This window comes from Spirosoma sp. KCTC 42546 (genome assembly GCF_006965485.1).
GTDB lineage: Bacteria > Bacteroidota > Bacteroidia > Cytophagales > Spirosomataceae > Spirosoma.
Genome location: NZ_CP041360.1, coordinates 2,468,694 through 2,485,303, shown reverse-complemented (window position 1 = coordinate 2,485,303; position 16,610 = coordinate 2,468,694). Strand labels below are relative to the sequence as shown.

The following is a 16,610-nucleotide window of genomic DNA, read 5'->3' as shown; positions in this document are numbered from 1 at the left end:
AAAAAATTGATTTGTTTCCTTTATGCGTTAATCACGCCAAGCAGAATAAGTACCAGACCGACGATAAAGCCGATAAGGCCAATGACCCCTAATACGCTACCACCACCTAGTAACAACAACAACAGGCCAATGATACCGATAATAAGCCCAAGTCGCACATTGGAATTCATGACCTTCGCTTGGTCAGGAGCAACATGGCTCTTGATTTTTTTATCCATCTTCTTAAGCATTGTCCGCTCCATCAACGTCAGTTTCTTGGCAGACGTTACGTTGGTCGACGTTAGTGCTTTCTCGCTGGTTGAGGCCATTAGTTGGTTCAAACGAGCCACCCGTTGGGTCAGTTTTTTGTTTGAAGCCAGTTTGCTGTCATTCCGAACGTAGGCTTCAACCTGACTTACCGCTTGTTTAGCTTGCGCAAGCTGTTCAGCCGGGGCTGGAGCGGGCGTTGCTTCAGGAGTCGAGAGCACCACTTCCGTAGGCTTTACCGCTTCAACAGGCGTTACAGTAGCAACTGCTTCAGGTTGGGTCGATTTAAACTGTTCGCGCGCACTAGGTTGAAAATAGGCGACAGGACGGCTACAAGATGAAAGAATAACAGTGCCCATGCAGGCAGCAAAGAGGTACTTGGAAAGCGCTCTCATAGAAAAGGGGTTAAATTTGAACGATTGAGGTATCATCCCAACAACTACAGCTTTTTGTATTTGTTGTACTAAGTAAGAAAAAATAATCGCTTACAGACAAAAATTTTTGCTCTGCCAGTTGATTTATTGCTAAAATCCTGTGCTGCTACTTCTGATTATAAACCAGTTACAGCAAGCCAACCAGCAAAAGAACTGCTCCAGCTAATAAAGCGATTACACCGACGGTAAAGGCCGTACCTGTTGTTAATAAGATTAGCAGCAAACCAACAATAACGAGAACAGCACCCGTGGCCAGCGTGCCGGAGTTTATCATTGCCTTATCAGGATTATTGGGCGCGAGTTGCTTGCTGATTTTCTTGTTCATTTTTTTCACCATCAGCCGCTCCATCAAATTCATCTTTTTGGGCGCGGCTACCTCAGTAGGATTCAGGCTGGCTTTAGTGGAAGCAGAAGCCAACAGGGCACGAACGCGATTCAGACGTTTCTGCACTGTTTTGTTAACAGCCAGTTTGTTATTTGTACTTACCAGTGCATCCACCTCGTTCAGTGTCGAATTTGCCTGGGCAAGTTGTTGGGCAGGACTAGTAGCCACAGCAGGGGTCTGATCTACTGGAGTTTGATCAGCTACAAGTGGGGTAGCTGGAGGAGTTGTAGACACACTATGTTCACGTGCAGTGGGCTGGAAATAAGCGACAGGACGGCTACACGAAGCCAGAATAACTAACCCAAAAAGTGCCGTGAAAAGTTGTTTGGAGAATGTGTTCATAAGGTGAGAATTAACGTGAACGATTAAGATATCATCTTCAACAACTACAACTTTATTCGATTGTTAAGAGGTTGTTAAAAATAAGTAAAATCAGCTCTACAATAGCTCAACCAATAGAAGAACTAAACCCGCAGCTACTGCAATAGCACCAAGCGCAAAGCCTCCTCCCGTTGTGAAGGCCAATAGTAAAATACCCCCCAGCAATAGTACCGCCCCTATAGCCAGGATACTCTTACTAGCCCACGTTTTTTCGGGATTATTGGGGGCGAGTTGCCTTCTGATTGTAGTATTCAATTTCTTCACCATCAACCGCTCTACAAACGTCATCTTCCTGGGCGCTGCTGTTTCATTAGGGCCAACGCCTGTTTTACTTGACGTGGAAGCCAATAATGTACGCATCTTATATAGTCGCAGTTGACTAGTTTTAGGGGTAGCTAGTTTGTTCGTGCTAGCCAGCACATTAACTCTGTTTGGCGTAGAGTTGGCCTGACTGGGCTGTTGGGCAAGGCTAGCCACCACAACCGGAGCCTGTTCCAATGAAGTCGGGTCGGCAACCGGAGGTTCAGCAGCCGTATGTGTAGCCACACTGTGCTCACGAAGGTTTGGTTGAAAATAGGCAACTGGTCGGTTACACGAAGTAATCAACGCGAGTAATAGCAAACTTCCAGGAAGTTGGCAGGTAGTAATTCTCATAGGGAATGTAGTCGATGGTAAGTAATAAATCTTTCGTAATAAACATACTAACTATCCATTGACAGGCAAGTTTTCTAAAAAACAGTATTCCATAAAAAAACCCGCCACTTATATTCTGAAGTGGAGGGTTTTCTGAGGCTATCTGTATGTACTTACGCTACCGAGCGAAGTTGGTACGTGCTGGTTTTACCAAATTTTTCACGAGCGTATTCCAGACTAACGGTTAACTCTTTTATACCCGTTTGCGAAGGCATCTCAAACATAGCGTCGGTAATAATAGACTCGCAGATAGAGCGCAGCCCCCGTGCACCAAGTCCATATTGCAGGGCCTGATCAACAATGTAGTTTAATGCCGTTGGGTCCCAGTGAAGCGTAATACCCTCCATCTGGAAAAGCTTGTCGTATTGCTTGGTGATGGCGTTTTTGGGTTCAGTCAAAATCTGCATCAACGCCGAACGATCGAGCGGTTCGAGGTGAGTAAGGACCGGTAATCGGCCAATCAGTTCTGGAATTAACCCGAACGATTTCAGATCAAGGGCCGAAATATACCGCATCAGATGTCCTTTCTCAAGCGTGTCATTCAAACGACGATCTCCGGAAAAACCTATTGGGCGCGTATTGATTCGTTTGGCGATATGCCGTTCGATTCCATCAAACGCCCCCCCGCAGATAAACAGAATATTTTCGGTATTCAACGCGATTAGTCGTTGATCAGGGTGCTTACGTCCACCCTGTGGTGGCACATTCACAACCGACCCTTCCAGAAGTTTTAACAACGCCTGTTGAACCCCCTCTCCGCTCACATCACGGGTGATGCTGGGATTATCTGACTTACGGGCAATTTTATCGATCTCATCAATATAAACAATACCTCGTTCAGCCGCTTCAACATTGTAATCGGCAGCTTGCAGCAATCGGGTCAGAATCGTTTCTACATCTTCGCCAACGTAACCGGCTTCTGTAATTACCGTAGCATCGGCAATGCAGAAGGGCACTTCAAGGATTTTGGCAATAGATCGGGCAAGGTATGTTTTACCCGTACCTGTTTCGCCCACCATGATGATATTCGATTTTTCAATCGTCACGTCATCATCGGTTTTTGGCTGCATCAATCGTTTGTAATGATTGTAAACGGCAACAGTGATGGATTTCTTGGCGTCGTCCTGCCCAATTACGTATTGGTCAAGGTGACGCTTCATATCAACCGGCTTGATGAGATTGATCTTCACCTCGGTTGGTTCGCTCTTTTTGGGGCGCATTTCTTCCAGTACCACCTGATGCCCCTGCTCGATACAGTAGTTACAGATGTGTGCGTCGATGCCGGACAGTAGCAGCATCACCTCGTTTTTGCGCCGTCCACAGAACGAGCAACTAATTTGTGGCATGAACGTTTGCAGTGTGAATAAGTTGGGGGTTAGCGGATTTATAAGAGTGGTATGCTTATAACCCGATTTGAATTAACAGATCGTAAAGACACTTTGTTACCCTAAATTTCGGCAGAAAAAAAATGACTCAGGCGAACCTGAGCCATTTGTCGATAGCAAAGTTATTAACTGGCAAGCAAACGGTCAAACTTATTGCTTTATGAGCTACGATTTACGGTTTGACTCTGGCGTCAGCAAAAAATCGTAACGGGGCCGCCCGCGCGGTCGTAAACCGTAGCTCGTAACTCAGCTTACTTTTCCCGGCGAAGAACTTCGTCGATCAAGCCATATTCTTTGGCTTCTTCGGCCCGGAACCATTTATCACGGTCAGAGGCCTGTTCGATTTCTTCGTAGGTACGGCCTGAATGGCTGGCCAAAATCCGGTACAGATCTTTTTCCAGTTCAAGCATTTCCTTCATGGTCACCTGCATATCTTTCGAGGTTCCCTGAGCACCACCCGATGGCTGGTGGATCATGACCCGGGCGTGTGGTAAAGCAGAACGCTTTCCGGCAGCGCCACCAGCCAGTAACACAGCACCCATGGAAGCAGCAAGGCTGGTACAAACCGTAGCCACGTCGGGCCGAACGTACTGCATGGTATCGTAAATACCCAGGCCAGCGTAGACCGAACCACCAGGGCTGTTCAAATACATCAGGATATCTTTTTTCGGATCAGCCGATTCCAGGAATAATAACTGAGCCACAATGATGTTGGCAATATTATCATCAACTGGCAGACCCATAAAAATAATACGGTCGGCCATCAGGCGCGAGAACACGTCTACTTCCCGGAAATTCATTGGCCGTTCTTCAATAACCGAACGGGTCATGTTTTCAACCTGTTGATTTTCGACAGTGTGTTTTACGTAACCATCTACTGTCAGGCCATTGAGGCCCATGTGATGCACCGCGAAATTGCGGAATTCTTTTTCGTTATTCATAATGGGGTTTACTTCGTTAATTTGAAAACCAATAATGATTGGTGTAAGTTCGAGAATCGTTTCGTTACAAAATTGCGTTATCCTACCGAAAAACCCTGTCAGTTTTGGTTTAGAATTTATCGTTGTTACTTGATATGAGCACTATCACCTCTCGTGGCCCGGCCGAAAAAATACGTTTAGAACGGCTTCAACGCGGTTTATCGCAGGAAAACATGGCCGATCTGCTTAATCTGTCTACCACAGCGTATGGTGATATTGAGCGCGGCAAAACCGACCTGACCCTTTCGCGACTGAGCCAAATTGCCAGCGTTCTGGACGTTTCGCCCCTAACGCTCCTCTCCGACGAAGCCGTAACCGCCCAGGTCATCGAGCCAAAATCAGACGCAGTCGTCAGCCACGAACTCGAAACCCTCCGCCTGACAGTGGAGAAACAGGAAGTCGAGCTAGACAAACTTCGCCTGGAAGCGGACTACTGGAAACGCAAATACGACGAGCGGATAGCGATGGAATTGCTCCGCTCTATGGGCGTTGAGCAGAAGCGCGAACGGATTGGGTTTTGATTCGTTTAGTTTATAATTGGAACAGAACGCAGATACTATTCTTTATAACCTTCAACCGCAAACGGATTTACATTAGTTAAGCACAATGAACGAACAAAGTAAAAGCTTCCTGTACAAGTACCTTAACAATGCCTCACCAACTGGCTTTGAATCCTCAGGGCAGCAGATTTGGCTGGATTACCTCAAACCCTATACCGACGAATACATCGTGGATACCTACGGCACTGCTGTTGGGGTTATCGGACCGGGCAAAGACTACAAAGTCGTAATCGAAGCCCACTCCGACGAAATTTCGTGGTTTGTCAATTACATTTCCGACGATGGCTACCTCTATGTTCGGCGCAACGGGGGCTCCGATGCGGTTATTGCCCCATCAATGCGGGTAAACCTGCACACGAAGCAGGGTGTGGTAGAAGGCGTATTCGGCTGGCCAGCTATTCATGTCCGTGATCTGGCAAAAGATACAGCCCCTAAAGTAACGGATCTGTTCATCGACGTGGGTGCGGCAACCAAGCAGGAAGTCCTCGACATGGGCATTCATGTTGGTACCGTCTGCACATTCGTCGATGGGCTGATGGAGTTGAATAACCGATATTTTGTTGGCCGGGCTCTGGACAATCGGATGGGTGGCTTCATGATTGCTGAAGTGGCCCGGTTGTTAAAAGAAAACAATGTAACCCTGCCTTTCACGCTCTACATTGTCAATGCGGTTCAGGAAGAAATTGGCCTTCGAGGGGCCGAAATGATTGCCCGTCGCCTAAAGCCGGACCTCGCCATTTGCACCGACGTAACCCACGATACGCAATCGCCGAAGTACGATAAAAAAGAACAGGGTGACCTCAAATGTGGCGCAGGACCGGTCTTATGCTACGGCCCTGCCGTACAGAACAACGTTCTCGATTTCCTGATTGCTGTTGCTGACCAACAGGAGATTGCCTTCCAGCGTCAGGCTGTTAGCCGCTCGACAGGTACAGACACCGATGCCTTCGCGTATGCAACCGAGGGGATAGCTTCTGCCTTGATTTCGTTGCCACTCAAGTACATGCACACAACCGTTGAGACCGTTCATATGGATGATGTGCAGAACGTCATCAAGCTCATGTACGAAACCCTATTGGCGCTGAAAGGCGGGGAGGATTTTCGGTATATTAAATAGCCGAAAAACAGACAAAAGCAGCCATACAAGAATTCAGCCGCTTTTGTCTATATTGTATCATATTTTCAGGCCAAGCGTATGAAAGAACTAATCTTTTTAGTTGAGGAAGATCCCGAAGGCGGCTATACCGCGCAAGCCGTTGGTGAGAACATATTCACGCAAGGCGATACAATGGCTGAACTAAAAACAATGATTAGGGATGCCGTCGACTGTCACTACGACAATCCGTCGCAGTGGCCGCAACTGGTTCGACTGCACTTTGTGAAGGACGAAGTATTTGCGCTATGAAGTTCCCGCGTAATCTGACAGGTCTGGAGTTCATAAAGTTGCTAAAACCATTCGGTTATGAAGTAATTCGGCAAACGGGTAGCCATATCCGAATTCAGACGATGCAAAACGGTCAACATTATGAGACCATTCCGCGTCACGACCCAATTAAGATAGGCACTCTAAATAATATCCTGAAAAATATCGCAAAGCATTTCGATTTAACAAAAGAAGAATTGGCAAAGCAGTTGTTTGAGTAAACCCTATTGGCGCTGAAAGACGGGGAGGATTTCCGGTATATTAAATAAGCAAAGTTTTTAACCACAGAGGCACGGAGAACACAGAGAAAAACAATGTAAATCTCTGTGTTCTCCGTGCCTCTGTGGTTAAACAGATATTGGTAATTAATTCCGGCGGAAGCCGCCACCCTGCCCCCGTTGGCCTCCCCCATTCCGCTCCTGAAATGGATCTCTTGGTGCTGTAACGCCCGCACTAAATTTGCGCAGGTTATACACGAAGCTGATCATGAAATAGCGGTTCAGTACCCGGCTCCGGACTTCTTCGGTATAGGTGTCTGTTACGTTCCGCACGATACTCTGATTCTGATTCAGCAAATCGAATGCCTGGAACCGGATTTCACCCTGATTTTGCTTGAACAACTGCCGGGCCAACGTTGCATTCCAGAGTGTATACGACTGATTAAAGCTGGCCGAACTACCTCCGTAGTGGTTGTAGTAAACGTTGGTTGAGAACGTAAACTTGAGCGGCAATTGGTAATAGACGTCGAGCGTTACGGACTGGTTCAGGAAGGTCGTATTCTGTTGCGGTTGTAGCGAATACCTGGCCGATTGCCAGTTAATGTTACCCGACAAGTTCAGGTCTAATTTCTCCGTAAAATTTGAACTTATCGTGGCTCCCTGACCAATCAGCCAGTTTTTCGCCTGATTGGATTGATTATTTATAAAACTCGTTCCCTGATTAAAGGTCAGGTTTGTCGATAAGTTCAGGTTCGTTTTCTGCGCTCCTAATTTGAGCGGACGACCAAATACCAGCGATCCATTGACAGTATAATACCCATTGGTATTCACCGGTATGGTTGTCTGCGCTCCCGATTTGTCGAATGTCGTTGAGTTGACGATTTTGTTATCTGTCCGGCTCGCATTCAAAAAGACAAACATGTTCCGGAACGTGGCAGCATCAAACCGGTTATAATTCAACGATACCGTATGACTGTATTCAGGTTGCAGATCGAGATTACCAAGCTGGATGTTAAGCGGGTTCGTATTGTTCGCTACAGGCTGTAACTGATTCACCGATGGCGCGTTGAGCCGGGTGCGGTAGTTCAGTCGTAATCGCCGGCTCTTGCCAAAATTATACGTGAACAAGGCGTTGGGCAGTAAATTCGAATAGGTTCGGTTTAAGGTTGTTTCCCGACTTAGGTTTTGTGAGTTAAGGCTCGCCTGCTGAGCATCAACACCAAACGCATAGGTATACTTCAGTCGTTTGGTTTGCCAGGTCAATCCACCCCGATTGGTTACGTAGTCGTTTACAAAGTTGTTACTCAAGCTGGAATTCACCAGATCATACTGATTTGTAGTGCCATTAAAATCATTTACGGCCCGGTTTGATGTATTGTGATTATCCGACAGGTTGTAGTGAAACTCAAGCGTCTGTCGAAGCGATAGCGGTTCAGTATAACTAACGTTAACCGTATTGGTCATCGAATGCGTCTCCTGATTATTGCGCTGATTTATTTTCTGTGTGGTTATCCCCGTTACGGTATCTTTCGTAATAACACCAGATGTCAGACTGGTAGATGATCCGTTAAACGTATTGACGGAGTTATTAAAACCCTCATTGTCCTGGTTATTAGCCCCTATGGTCCAGTTTACCGAAAAGCTGCGTCCTTGTTTCTTAAATTTACGAAACAGCAGTAAGGAGTTATTCCCCGTAAAACCTGTACCGGTAGAGTTATAGTTGGTCAGGCTTGAATTGGCCAGAACACCCTCATTGGTAAAGGTTTGCGATTGGCTATTGTTATTATAATTTGAGTTTAGCCAGGATAAGCTCGGAATCACCCGAATCGTCGTCATTGAGTCGAGTCGGTAATCGAGCCGGAGATTAAAGCGGTGATTGGTATTGGTATTATCCGAACCATTGGCCTGATCACGAACAAATCCAGCATCAGCGCGGGTAGCCACTGTACCCGATGTACCACTGGGAATTACGTTCTCGCGGTGGCTTTGCTGACTGGTGAGGGTGTTGGTATTGCTGGCGTTGTAGCTACTCACCACATCAATCTTTTTACCCCAGCCATCCCGATAGTTAATACCGGCAGCCCACGACTGCGTGATGGCATTACTACCAACCTGCCCGGCACCATTACCGCTTCCACCACCAGCTCCACCACGTACCACGTTACTCCCACCCCCGCCCCCCTGGCCTTGCCCCGCTCCACCGAAGTTGTTACCAAGCCCTAAATCACTCGCCGTAAAGCCCTGCTGGTTAATATTATTAGCCATACCCAGCATCGAAATCTGGCGACCATTATTAAACTGGTTATAACTGACCCGACCCGAGTAACGGGCATCGTCTCCTGGCTTGGGGCCAACACCAATCGTTTGCTGGCCAAACGAGCCTTTACGCTTATCTTTTTTGGTGGTGATGTTAATCGTTTTCTCCCGATCGCCATCATCCACACCCGAAAAAGTAGATTGTTCAGATGCCTGATCGAAGAGTTGTACTTTGTCGATAATGTCGGCGGGAAGGTTGCGGGTGGCCATTTTGGGGTCATTCCCGAAAAACGGTTTCCCGTCAACCAGTACTTTGGTGATTGCCTGCCCCTGCGCTTTTACATTCCCATCCCGGTCTACTTCCACGCCCGGCAGTTTCTTGAGCAAATCCTCTACCTGTGCGTTCGGGCGGGTTTTAAACGAGCCTGCATTGAACTCCAGTGTATCTCCTTTCACGGCAATTGGAGCCCGTTCGCCCTGCACCGAAACTTCCATGAGAGTCTGTGATTGGGCAACTATATCAATGGTTCCAGCATCGACTGTAGGATCGTTCTGGGTCACAGAAACACTGCGGGAGCGGCCACGATAACCAACATACGTTACCAACACCCGATATTGACCTACGGCCAGTTTAGGAAACTCAAATTTCCCATCCCCATCCGTAATCCCAAAGGTTACCAACGACGAATCGCGGGCTAGTAATAAGGATACCGATGCCTCCATCAGGGGCTTGCGAGTCACCGAGTCGACTACAGTTCCCTTGATAGTACCCGGAGATTGGGCGGAGGCACTGAAATTAATGAATAATGCACAATGAATAATGAATAACGAAACTCGGAGTAAGGGCTTCACAGTCAGTAAGTTTTTCATTTTGCATTATACGTTGTACATTATTCATTCGTATTTACTTAATTCCGGGGGGCAGACATATTCATGTTCTGCATCATTTTCTGCCGGAAATCGGCCATGCCTTTTCGCCGGATCTGTTCCATTTCGTCAGCCGATATAGCTTTAGCCTCTTTAGGTGGCTGCACGGATGCTTCGGCAACGGCTTCCATTGAAACTCCTGTTGCTTTATACGATTCCGTGTCCGATTCAATCAGTAATACCACACCTTTGGGTGGAGTCAGATCGGCAACGGGCGAATACGTAAAGGGCAGATCAGTGGTGTACCAGATTGTATAAGGCAATTTTCGGTGCGTAGCAGTGGCCTTGTGGCAGACATAGCCTGCAATCTTTTTAGTCTTTTCACTCTCCTGCCAATCGGTTGCGGCTGGCATGGGTTTTTCAGAGCGGTATGTCTGGCTGGCAGAATCTTTCTTCACCACCAGTACATCAATCCGTTGCCGATTGGCTAAATCCAGATACGTCTGTTGTTCGAATGGGAAATTCGCCCGCATAGCACCACCCCGATTGGGCCGATCACCACCGCCAGGTCCGCCCGCGCCATCGGGGCTACCATCGGCACCTTGTCGGCGAAACATCATACCTCCCTGCGGCCGATCACGTTCTTCTTTGGCCATTGTGCCAGCAAAGACAAGTTTCTGCGTAAACGACATCACTTCAGGTGCCCCTTCCGGTGCATCAGGAGCGCCAGGGGCACCTGGTCGAACTTCCTGTCCATTAATGACCATGCGCATCTGCGACCGGTCAATCTGACGCATACCTTCGTACGTAATTTTACCGGATACAGGGGTCTGTGCAACGGATACCGTAGCAACCAGGCCGGTAATGAGACAGGTGAAAATGGCTTGTTTCATGGTGAAATGAGAAATTCTTGATGTAAACGTTGCACAAATTTTCCAACTCACGACTAAAATCTCGTTAAAAGCAGCTAAATCGGCGCTGAGTCGGTTTTTTTACCATCCGAATGCCTACGTTATGACCCCCAAACGCATTGTCTCGATCGTTCCGTCGCAGACCGAATTACTCTTCGATCTGGGTGTAGACGAACAACTGGTTGGCATCACAAAATTCTGCATCCATCCGGCTACTAAAGTTAAGCATAAGGCGATAGTAGGTGGCACTAAAACCCTGAATCTTAGTAAAATACAGGCATTAAATCCTGATCTTATTCTGGCGAACAAAGAAGAGAATAACCGGGAGCAAGTAGAAGAACTTCAGCAAACCTATCCAGTTTATGTTACGGACATCATAACACTGCCAGATGCGTTGGCGATGATTCGGGATGTAGGTGCACTGGTTGGAAAGAATGAAGAAGCGGAGAAGATGGCTTTGCAACTAACTGACTCCCTAATCCCTCTACTCCAGATTCCACGTCTTTCTGTGGCCTACTTCATCTGGCGAAAGCCTTATATGGTAGCGGCCAATGGCACGTTTATTCACGAAATGCTCGGAATAGCAGGATTTAGCAACGTTTTCGCTGATCAGACGCGCTATCCTGAAATCACTACAGATGACCTTCGGGCAGCCCAGCCCGATCTGATTTTCCTATCATCGGAACCGTATCCATTCACAGAAAAACACCAGGCAGAGTTTAACGCGATTTGCCCATTGGCACGGGTGATGGTCGTGGATGGCGAGCTATTTTCCTGGTACGGTAGCCGACTGTTGCGCTCGTCGGACTATTTTAGGAACTTGCGTAACGAAATTGCACTGAACAACGTATGATTACCGACATCTCCCAACTCGACCCCAACGGAACGTACACCTACGCTGACTATCTAAAATGGCAGTTTGAGGAAAGCGTTGAACTGATCAAAGGGAAATTATATCGGATGTCTCCGGCACCGAAACGGGTGCATCAGTTAGCAGTAAGTCATTTATTGGTAGATATTAGCATATATCTGGGCAACAATGGTTGTCAGATTTATACAGCACCCTTTGACGTGCGTTTACCAATTCGAAATGAGCGCAAACCAGATCAACTACATACTGTTGTCCAACCAGACATTTGTGTCATCTGCGATACAACTAAATTAGACGACAGCGGTTGTCTAGGTGCGCCTGACTGGGTTATTGAAATTACTTCGCCCCGAACAGCTAAGAACGACTTTAGCGAAAAGTACAATCTCTACGAAGAATCGGGTGTACGTGAGTACTGGATTATTCAACCCAAAGAAAAGGCCGTCAACGTGTATGTGTTGGAAAATGGTACGTATGCGTTAGTAGACGTTTACGAATCGGGCGAAATCCCCAGTTGTATTTTCCCCGATCTCCTTGTTTCCCACGAACGTATTTTTTGCTAGATGCCAACCTCCAACGACACCCTCTCCATTGCCTCCATCAACCTGATTCTATTTGCCGCCCAGCAGCGTGGGGCCAATCCTGATGCGCTGGCTCGTGCGGTAGGCATCAGCCCCGAGCAACTGCGTGATCCCGATGGGCGCGTGCTGGTTCGGCAGGTGCAGGCACTCTGGCGCGAGGTGATAGCGGCCACGGGCGACGCCAATATTGCCCTGCAACTTGGTGAAATGGTAAATCCGGTTGCTATCGGTGTGTTAGCCTATGTAATGATGCACAGCCCTACATTGGGTCGCGCCTTTGATAAACTGTGCCAGTACCAGGATATTGTTTGCGAAGGTATTCGTACAACAGGGCAATTTGTGAATTCGGGAAAGCAGTTTGCCTTATCGCTCCAGATAATCAGTGCCGATATTATTTATCCGCAATATGCACTTAACTCCGAATTGTCGATTTACCTGTCTGCAATGCGGGCATTGACAGGGCATCGTATTTCAGCCAGCGAGATTCACTTTGCCTACCCACGTCCGGTTGATACGCGGGAACATGAGCGCGTATTTGCCCCCGCCCGCCTAACCTTCGATGCACCCGAAACGACACTTGTTCTTGATGCCAGCTTGCTCGATTTGCCCGTTCTGAACGCCAGCCCTACGTTGTCGGTCCTATTTGAAAAACATGCGAACGACATTCTCAGCAAGCTCAAGTTACCATCGTTGAGTACTCGGGTGAAATCGGAAATTATTTCGATGATGAAGGGGGAAGAACCCACGCTGGCCATCATTGCCGACCGGCTGGCCATGGGAATCCGAACGCTCCAACTCCACCTAAAAGAGGCAGGCACCTCCTATCAGCAATTGCTTGACGAAACCCGAAAAGAACTGGCTGTCAGTCACCTGCGCGAACCTTACCTGAGTACAACCGACATTGCCTATCTGCTGGGTTTTGCCGAACCGAGCGTCTTTTTTCGGTCATTCAAGAAATGGACGGGCCAAACACCGGGTGCGTATCGAATGGCACTGGTAGCGTGATTAAAGTAGGAGGCCACGCACGCTACTTTAATCACAAATCTCCCAAGCTCGTGTGCTTGAAACTGTCGAAATATTTCAGGCCATAGCCCATCATACGATCCATACTGGAGTGAGCGAAAAGAATAACTCCTGCCAGCATTAACGCCTGATTACCCGTCATCAGGCCCAGCAAACCAATCACAATACCCAGTCCTTTGTGATGCACAATGTTATATAGTACTGCCCCAATTGCTGGATTGATAATATAGCCAATCATACTCAGGTCAGGTACGAGAATCAGAGCGGGAAACCACCACCAGGCAAAATTCAGGCGGGAGAACAGGTAAATAGCGCCTAGAAATTGGATCAGTTCTTCGGATTTTAGTAAGGTTTTCATTTGCGTATTTGTTTACAAGAGTTGATAGTATCGCTCCAGAGAATCGGCTAAGTTTTATAATCTGTAAGAACAGATGTGGTGATTCAATTTATAGGCAGTTGTGTCAATTCTGAAGCCGAAACTCCTTCTGCCGTAAACGACCGTTTTAATTCGTGCTCAGAGAACCATGTCAATGTTTCGATCAAGGCTTGTTTCATGGGTGTAGGCTGGAAATCGGGGAATAGCGAAAGCACTTTCTGATCATCGAGCACGATTGTATTTTCGTAGAGATAGAGCATCTCATTCACTTCACGTAGCACAGGCATAAACAGTCCCAGAACACTGACAATAAAGCGACTGTACACCTGTACCTTTAACGGCTTGCCAGTTAGGGCGTTAATCTGCTCAAACCACCACCGAATGGATGGCACCGTTGTTCCACCATAGTTCCAGACTTCGTACGGCTTCGATTGAATGCCCGAAGACTGTGTTTTCGTAGCCCAATCCCGCAACATTAATCGGACAATAACTTCAGCCGCGTCTTTCGTATATACGGCCTGGTGTGGAATATCCACATTTACAATCCAGGGTAGTGCTTTGCCATTGAGTGCATTTTCAAAGATGGGCTTTACGCCTTCGTTCAGTACGTTTGGGCCCCAGAAATCGGGCAACCGAACGTTCATGACCCGGCAGTTGCCGGCAGTGGCAGCCTGCTCTAACATGGCTTCAATCTCAACACGCAACTGGCCTTTTCGGGTGCAGGGATTCGGTTTGCTATCCTCCCGGATTGGGGCTTTGGTATTCCCAAAATTGTAGACGTTGCCCGGCAAAATAATGGTCGCTTGCTGTTGAGCGGCAGCGTCAATCACCTTTTGGGTGGCCGTGTCCATGTTGCCAAACCATTTATTGTAGGGGTAATTGATGCCATAAAAGATAAAGTCCTGATTTACAGCAATTCGATTCAACAACGTGGCATCCTGTACATCGCCTTCTACCAACGTCAGCGTAGGTTGATTCGGGAATAATGCTTCGGCTTTAGCCCGGTTTCGAACGAGGATGGTTACCGGCAACTGGCGGGCCAGCAGATTGGCGGTTACGGCATAACCGATGCTTCCAGTAGCACCCAGAACAAGAATTGTTGGCGTAGTATTCATGAGATCTGTTCGTCAATTAGTACGTAACAAAGGTCTGGCGAATCAGCCGGGTGGTTGCTGACGAACTACGCAAATCGAATGACCAATTACGAAAAAGTGGGGTAAGCTGGCTACCAGTTACTCAACTCTGTCAGAACTTTCTGGCGGGCAGCAACGCAAACGAAAAAATCTGCGTAATTGGTATAGTCTTAACCGTACTGTTTGCTTATCCTTGCATATCAATCGTTTACCATGAAACACATCTCACTTTTTTCTCTTTTTTTTAGCCTATGTGTATCAGCAATGGCTCAGGAAATCGTGATTGATACTAATTATTATGCCCCCCCACCTGTTGTTCGCCAACGGGTACTCACAGAAGACCCAGATCAGCGCCCCATGGAGCGTCGGTCTGCGAGGGAGCGCAAATCCGATTACCTGCAAACCTATCAGCTCAAAGAGGTACAAACCTGGTATGTGAGTCTTGAAGGTGGATTTCGTAATGATGGTAGTGTGCTAACAAATTCACTCAATGGACTGGTGAGTAACCCGTCATCGACAAAAACAACCTGGAGTGCCTTACTCGGCTATACCTACCATAATGTCTGGGCAGTTGAAACAGGCTATATCGCTGCGCCTGTTCACCTGAATATCACGATTGCAAACGGATCGAGACCCCTTGTTTACAATTATCAGAATAGCGGCTATGGTATACCTTTACGTGTAAAACGACGTATTGGCTCCGCAAGCCGTGCTAAAAACGGAACGGGCTTCTGGGTCTCGGCAGGCGCTTGGCTTGTGCCAAATGGTAGTGCAAACGCAGATGATTTCCGGTTAATTGGCTACAACTATACCAATACCAGACCTCGAACAGCTGATACACTCCACCTGAACAATACCACCACAACCAAAACTATATCGGGGGTTGCGGAGCTTGGAATTGATTATTCTGCCCGTTTGTCCTCGTCGTTAGAACTAGGCGTTTATGCGCGTAAATACTGGGGACTCGGCGAGGCCATACGCTCCGATCTGGCCTACACGGTCAACAGCACTGCCCACACACAATCGTCTATCACAGCAAATGGAACAGGCTGGGGCTTTGGCATTGCTCTACGCTATATCTATGGGCGACAGCAGGAAGTAAAAAAGCCATGACATTTCAACAGTATCTACCTGGTAAACAGTTAAGGCCTTACATTAAGCGGTTCATCGTTTCGGACGTGAGCGATGAGCAGACGTATAAAGTGCTACCTGACACGTCAGTAGTGATGGGATTTCAATATCGGGGACGATTAGCGTATGTGGACAACACGACCGAAGTGCCCTTAACCACATCTGGGATTACAGGTATTCAAACTGGATTTCGTCTGTTTAAAAACTCACCAGCTACTAGTTCACTACTCGTTGTATTCACGGAAACAGGCGCTGCATCGTATTTTGATGTACCCTTGCACGAACTAGGTAACGCTAGTCTGGCACTGGACAATTTTGCCCTTCGTTCCCATATTGATTTGTTCGAAGACCAGTTAGCAGCCGCAACAACTGATCAGGAACGGATTCAACTTGTCGAGCACTTTCTCCTCTCCAGACTCCAGAAGCCCAAAGTCGATCCACTTGTATCACTGGCGCTAGAGCACATCTATCAGTCAAACGGAACGATCCGAATGACTTCATTGGCGGATAAATTATGCATTAGCCAAAGCCCACTTGAAAAGCGCTTTCGTCAACTAGTTGGCACTTCTCCGAAACGGTTTGCCTCCATTGTCCGAATGAAACAGGCTATTGCCGCTTTTTCGACAACCAGGAGCCTGACCGGCATCAGCTTAGAATCTGGCTATTTTGATCAGGCCCACTTTATTAAGGACTTCAAAACCTTCACAGGCTTAACTCCGACTGAATTTCTACGAGCTTCTCCCGACTTGTAACAGGAGT

The 16,610-nt window shown here is 47.5% G+C and carries 18 protein-coding genes; 9 read left to right on the top strand and 9 right to left on the bottom strand.

Going from position 1 to position 16,610, the window contains the following annotated elements:
* Positions 1 to 20: 20 nt before the first annotated feature.
* The 5 genes from EXU85_RS10015 to EXU85_RS09995 all read right to left on the bottom strand — a co-directional run bounded on the left by EXU85_RS10015 (position 21) and on the right by EXU85_RS09995 (position 4,465).
* A complete protein-coding gene (locus EXU85_RS10015; RefSeq protein WP_142771948.1) occupies positions 21 to 641 on the bottom strand; it encodes a hypothetical protein in 621 nt (206 codons plus the stop codon).
* Positions 642 to 807: 166 nt separating this feature from the next.
* On the bottom strand, positions 808 to 1,407 hold the full coding sequence (locus EXU85_RS10010; RefSeq protein ID WP_142771947.1) for a hypothetical protein: 600 nt from the start codon (positions 1,405 to 1,407) through the stop codon (positions 808 to 810).
* Positions 1,408 to 1,503: 96 nt separating this feature from the next.
* Entirely contained in the window at positions 1,504 to 2,100 is a 597-nt protein-coding gene (locus EXU85_RS10005) for a hypothetical protein (protein ID WP_142771946.1), read from the bottom strand.
* A 152-nt stretch (positions 2,101 to 2,252) separates the two neighbouring features.
* Positions 2,253 to 3,485, bottom strand: coding sequence for an ATP-dependent Clp protease ATP-binding subunit ClpX (gene clpX / locus EXU85_RS10000; protein ID WP_142771945.1), 1,233 nt, complete (start codon positions 3,483 to 3,485; stop codon positions 2,253 to 2,255).
* Between the two features lie 290 nt (positions 3,486 to 3,775).
* Positions 3,776 to 4,465 (bottom strand): ClpP family protease, encoded by a 690-nt coding sequence (locus EXU85_RS09995; RefSeq protein ID WP_142771944.1) that lies wholly within the window; start codon positions 4,463 to 4,465, stop codon positions 3,776 to 3,778.
* A 134-nt stretch (positions 4,466 to 4,599) separates the two neighbouring features.
* Between EXU85_RS09995 and EXU85_RS09990 the strand changes: the two genes are divergently transcribed.
* The 4 genes from EXU85_RS09990 (at position 4,600) to EXU85_RS09975 (ending at position 6,708) form a co-directional block, all read left to right on the top strand.
* Positions 4,600 to 5,025 carry a helix-turn-helix domain-containing protein gene (locus EXU85_RS09990; RefSeq protein ID WP_142771943.1) on the top strand — a complete coding sequence of 142 codons (426 nt, stop codon included), beginning with the start codon at positions 4,600 to 4,602 and terminating at the stop codon, positions 5,023 to 5,025.
* Positions 5,026 to 5,110: 85 nt separating this feature from the next.
* On the top strand, positions 5,111 to 6,181 hold the full coding sequence (locus EXU85_RS09985) for a M42 family metallopeptidase (RefSeq protein ID WP_142771942.1): 1,071 nt from the start codon (positions 5,111 to 5,113) through the stop codon (positions 6,179 to 6,181).
* A gap of 78 nt (positions 6,182 to 6,259) precedes the next feature.
* The gene (locus EXU85_RS09980; protein ID WP_142771941.1) at positions 6,260 to 6,469 is read left to right on the top strand and encodes a type II toxin-antitoxin system HicB family antitoxin; all 210 of its coding nucleotides are present in this window, start codon (positions 6,260 to 6,262) and stop codon (positions 6,467 to 6,469) included.
* A complete protein-coding gene (locus tag EXU85_RS09975) occupies positions 6,466 to 6,708 on the top strand; it encodes a type II toxin-antitoxin system HicA family toxin (protein ID WP_142771940.1) in 243 nt (80 codons plus the stop codon). Before EXU85_RS09980 ends, EXU85_RS09975 begins: the two co-directional genes overlap by 4 nt.
* A 144-nt stretch (positions 6,709 to 6,852) precedes the next feature.
* Here EXU85_RS09975 and EXU85_RS09970 read toward each other — a convergent pair whose 3' ends face one another.
* The gene (locus EXU85_RS09970; RefSeq protein WP_142771939.1) at positions 6,853 to 9,831 is read right to left on the bottom strand and encodes an outer membrane beta-barrel family protein; all 2,979 of its coding nucleotides are present in this window, start codon (positions 9,829 to 9,831) and stop codon (positions 6,853 to 6,855) included.
* A gap of 38 nt (positions 9,832 to 9,869) precedes the next feature.
* A complete protein-coding gene (locus tag EXU85_RS09965) occupies positions 9,870 to 10,721 on the bottom strand; it encodes a GLPGLI family protein (protein WP_142771938.1) in 852 nt (283 codons plus the stop codon).
* 121 nt (positions 10,722 to 10,842) lie between these two features.
* On the opposite strand from EXU85_RS09965, the gene EXU85_RS09960 reads away from it, so the two are divergent.
* Genes EXU85_RS09960 through EXU85_RS09950 form a run of 3 tightly spaced genes read left to right on the top strand, consistent with a single transcriptional unit; the run spans position 10,843 to position 13,193 of the window.
* Positions 10,843 to 11,592 carry a helical backbone metal receptor gene (locus EXU85_RS09960; RefSeq protein ID WP_142771937.1) on the top strand — a complete coding sequence of 250 codons (750 nt, stop codon included), beginning with the start codon at positions 10,843 to 10,845 and terminating at the stop codon, positions 11,590 to 11,592.
* Complete coding sequence (locus tag EXU85_RS09955; protein ID WP_142771936.1) at positions 11,589 to 12,170, top strand: Uma2 family endonuclease; 582 nt, start codon at positions 11,589 to 11,591, stop codon at positions 12,168 to 12,170. The genes EXU85_RS09960 and EXU85_RS09955 overlap by 4 nt, the downstream gene beginning before the upstream one ends.
* A complete protein-coding gene (locus EXU85_RS09950; protein ID WP_142771935.1) occupies positions 12,171 to 13,193 on the top strand; it encodes an AraC family transcriptional regulator in 1,023 nt (340 codons plus the stop codon).
* Between the two features lie 31 nt (positions 13,194 to 13,224).
* On the opposite strand, the gene EXU85_RS09945 is transcribed toward EXU85_RS09950, so the two are convergent.
* Together EXU85_RS09945 and EXU85_RS09940 are read right to left on the bottom strand one after the other, a co-directional pair.
* Positions 13,225 to 13,569, bottom strand: coding sequence for a DUF4260 domain-containing protein (locus EXU85_RS09945; RefSeq protein WP_142771934.1), 345 nt, complete (start codon positions 13,567 to 13,569; stop codon positions 13,225 to 13,227).
* Positions 13,570 to 13,652: 83 nt separating this feature from the next.
* Entirely contained in the window at positions 13,653 to 14,702 is a 1,050-nt protein-coding gene (locus EXU85_RS09940; RefSeq protein WP_142771933.1) for an NAD(P)H-binding protein, read from the bottom strand.
* A 231-nt stretch (positions 14,703 to 14,933) separates the two neighbouring features.
* Between EXU85_RS09940 and EXU85_RS09935 the strand changes: the two genes are divergently transcribed.
* Positions 14,934 to 15,833, top strand: a complete 900-nt coding sequence (locus EXU85_RS09935) for a hypothetical protein (RefSeq protein ID WP_142771932.1) — start codon at positions 14,934 to 14,936, stop codon at positions 15,831 to 15,833.
* Positions 15,830 to 16,603 carry a helix-turn-helix domain-containing protein gene (locus EXU85_RS09930; protein ID WP_142771931.1) on the top strand — a complete coding sequence of 258 codons (774 nt, stop codon included), beginning with the start codon at positions 15,830 to 15,832 and terminating at the stop codon, positions 16,601 to 16,603. The genes EXU85_RS09935 and EXU85_RS09930 overlap by 4 nt, the downstream gene beginning before the upstream one ends.
* Positions 16,604 to 16,610: the final 7 nt, after the last annotated feature.

Bases quoted from the DNA above. Each gene is read 5' to 3' on its own strand.
- EXU85_RS09965 (WP_142771938.1), bottom strand. From the start codon at position 10,721: ATGAAACAAGCCATTTTCACCTGTCTCATTACCGGCCTGGTTGCTACG.
- EXU85_RS09985 (WP_142771942.1), top strand. From the start codon at position 5,111: ATGAACGAACAAAGTAAAAGCTTCCTGTACAAGTACCTTAACAATGCC.
- EXU85_RS09930 (WP_142771931.1), top strand. From the start codon at position 15,830: ATGACATTTCAACAGTATCTACCTGGTAAACAGTTAAGGCCTTACATT.
- EXU85_RS09935 (WP_142771932.1), top strand. From the start codon at position 14,934: ATGAAACACATCTCACTTTTTTCTCTTTTTTTTAGCCTATGTGTATCA.
- EXU85_RS09975 (WP_142771940.1), top strand. From the start codon at position 6,466: ATGAAGTTCCCGCGTAATCTGACAGGTCTGGAGTTCATAAAGTTGCTA.
- EXU85_RS09945 (WP_142771934.1), bottom strand. From the start codon at position 13,569: ATGAAAACCTTACTAAAATCCGAAGAACTGATCCAATTTCTAGGCGCT.
- EXU85_RS09995 (WP_142771944.1), bottom strand. From the start codon at position 4,465: ATGAATAACGAAAAAGAATTCCGCAATTTCGCGGTGCATCACATGGGC.
- EXU85_RS09960 (WP_142771937.1), top strand. From the start codon at position 10,843: ATGACCCCCAAACGCATTGTCTCGATCGTTCCGTCGCAGACCGAATTA.
- EXU85_RS09980 (WP_142771941.1), top strand. From the start codon at position 6,260: ATGAAAGAACTAATCTTTTTAGTTGAGGAAGATCCCGAAGGCGGCTAT.
- EXU85_RS09950 (WP_142771935.1), top strand. From the start codon at position 12,171: ATGCCAACCTCCAACGACACCCTCTCCATTGCCTCCATCAACCTGATT.
- clpX (WP_142771945.1), bottom strand. From the start codon at position 3,485: ATGCCACAAATTAGTTGCTCGTTCTGTGGACGGCGCAAAAACGAGGTG.
- EXU85_RS09970 (WP_142771939.1), bottom strand. From the start codon at position 9,831: ATGAAAAACTTACTGACTGTGAAGCCCTTACTCCGAGTTTCGTTATTC.
- EXU85_RS09955 (WP_142771936.1), top strand. From the start codon at position 11,589: ATGATTACCGACATCTCCCAACTCGACCCCAACGGAACGTACACCTAC.
- EXU85_RS10015 (WP_142771948.1), bottom strand. From the start codon at position 641: ATGAGAGCGCTTTCCAAGTACCTCTTTGCTGCCTGCATGGGCACTGTT.
- EXU85_RS09940 (WP_142771933.1), bottom strand. From the start codon at position 14,702: ATGAATACTACGCCAACAATTCTTGTTCTGGGTGCTACTGGAAGCATC.
- EXU85_RS10010 (WP_142771947.1), bottom strand. From the start codon at position 1,407: ATGAACACATTCTCCAAACAACTTTTCACGGCACTTTTTGGGTTAGTT.
- EXU85_RS09990 (WP_142771943.1), top strand. From the start codon at position 4,600: ATGAGCACTATCACCTCTCGTGGCCCGGCCGAAAAAATACGTTTAGAA.
- EXU85_RS10005 (WP_142771946.1), bottom strand. From the start codon at position 2,100: ATGAGAATTACTACCTGCCAACTTCCTGGAAGTTTGCTATTACTCGCG.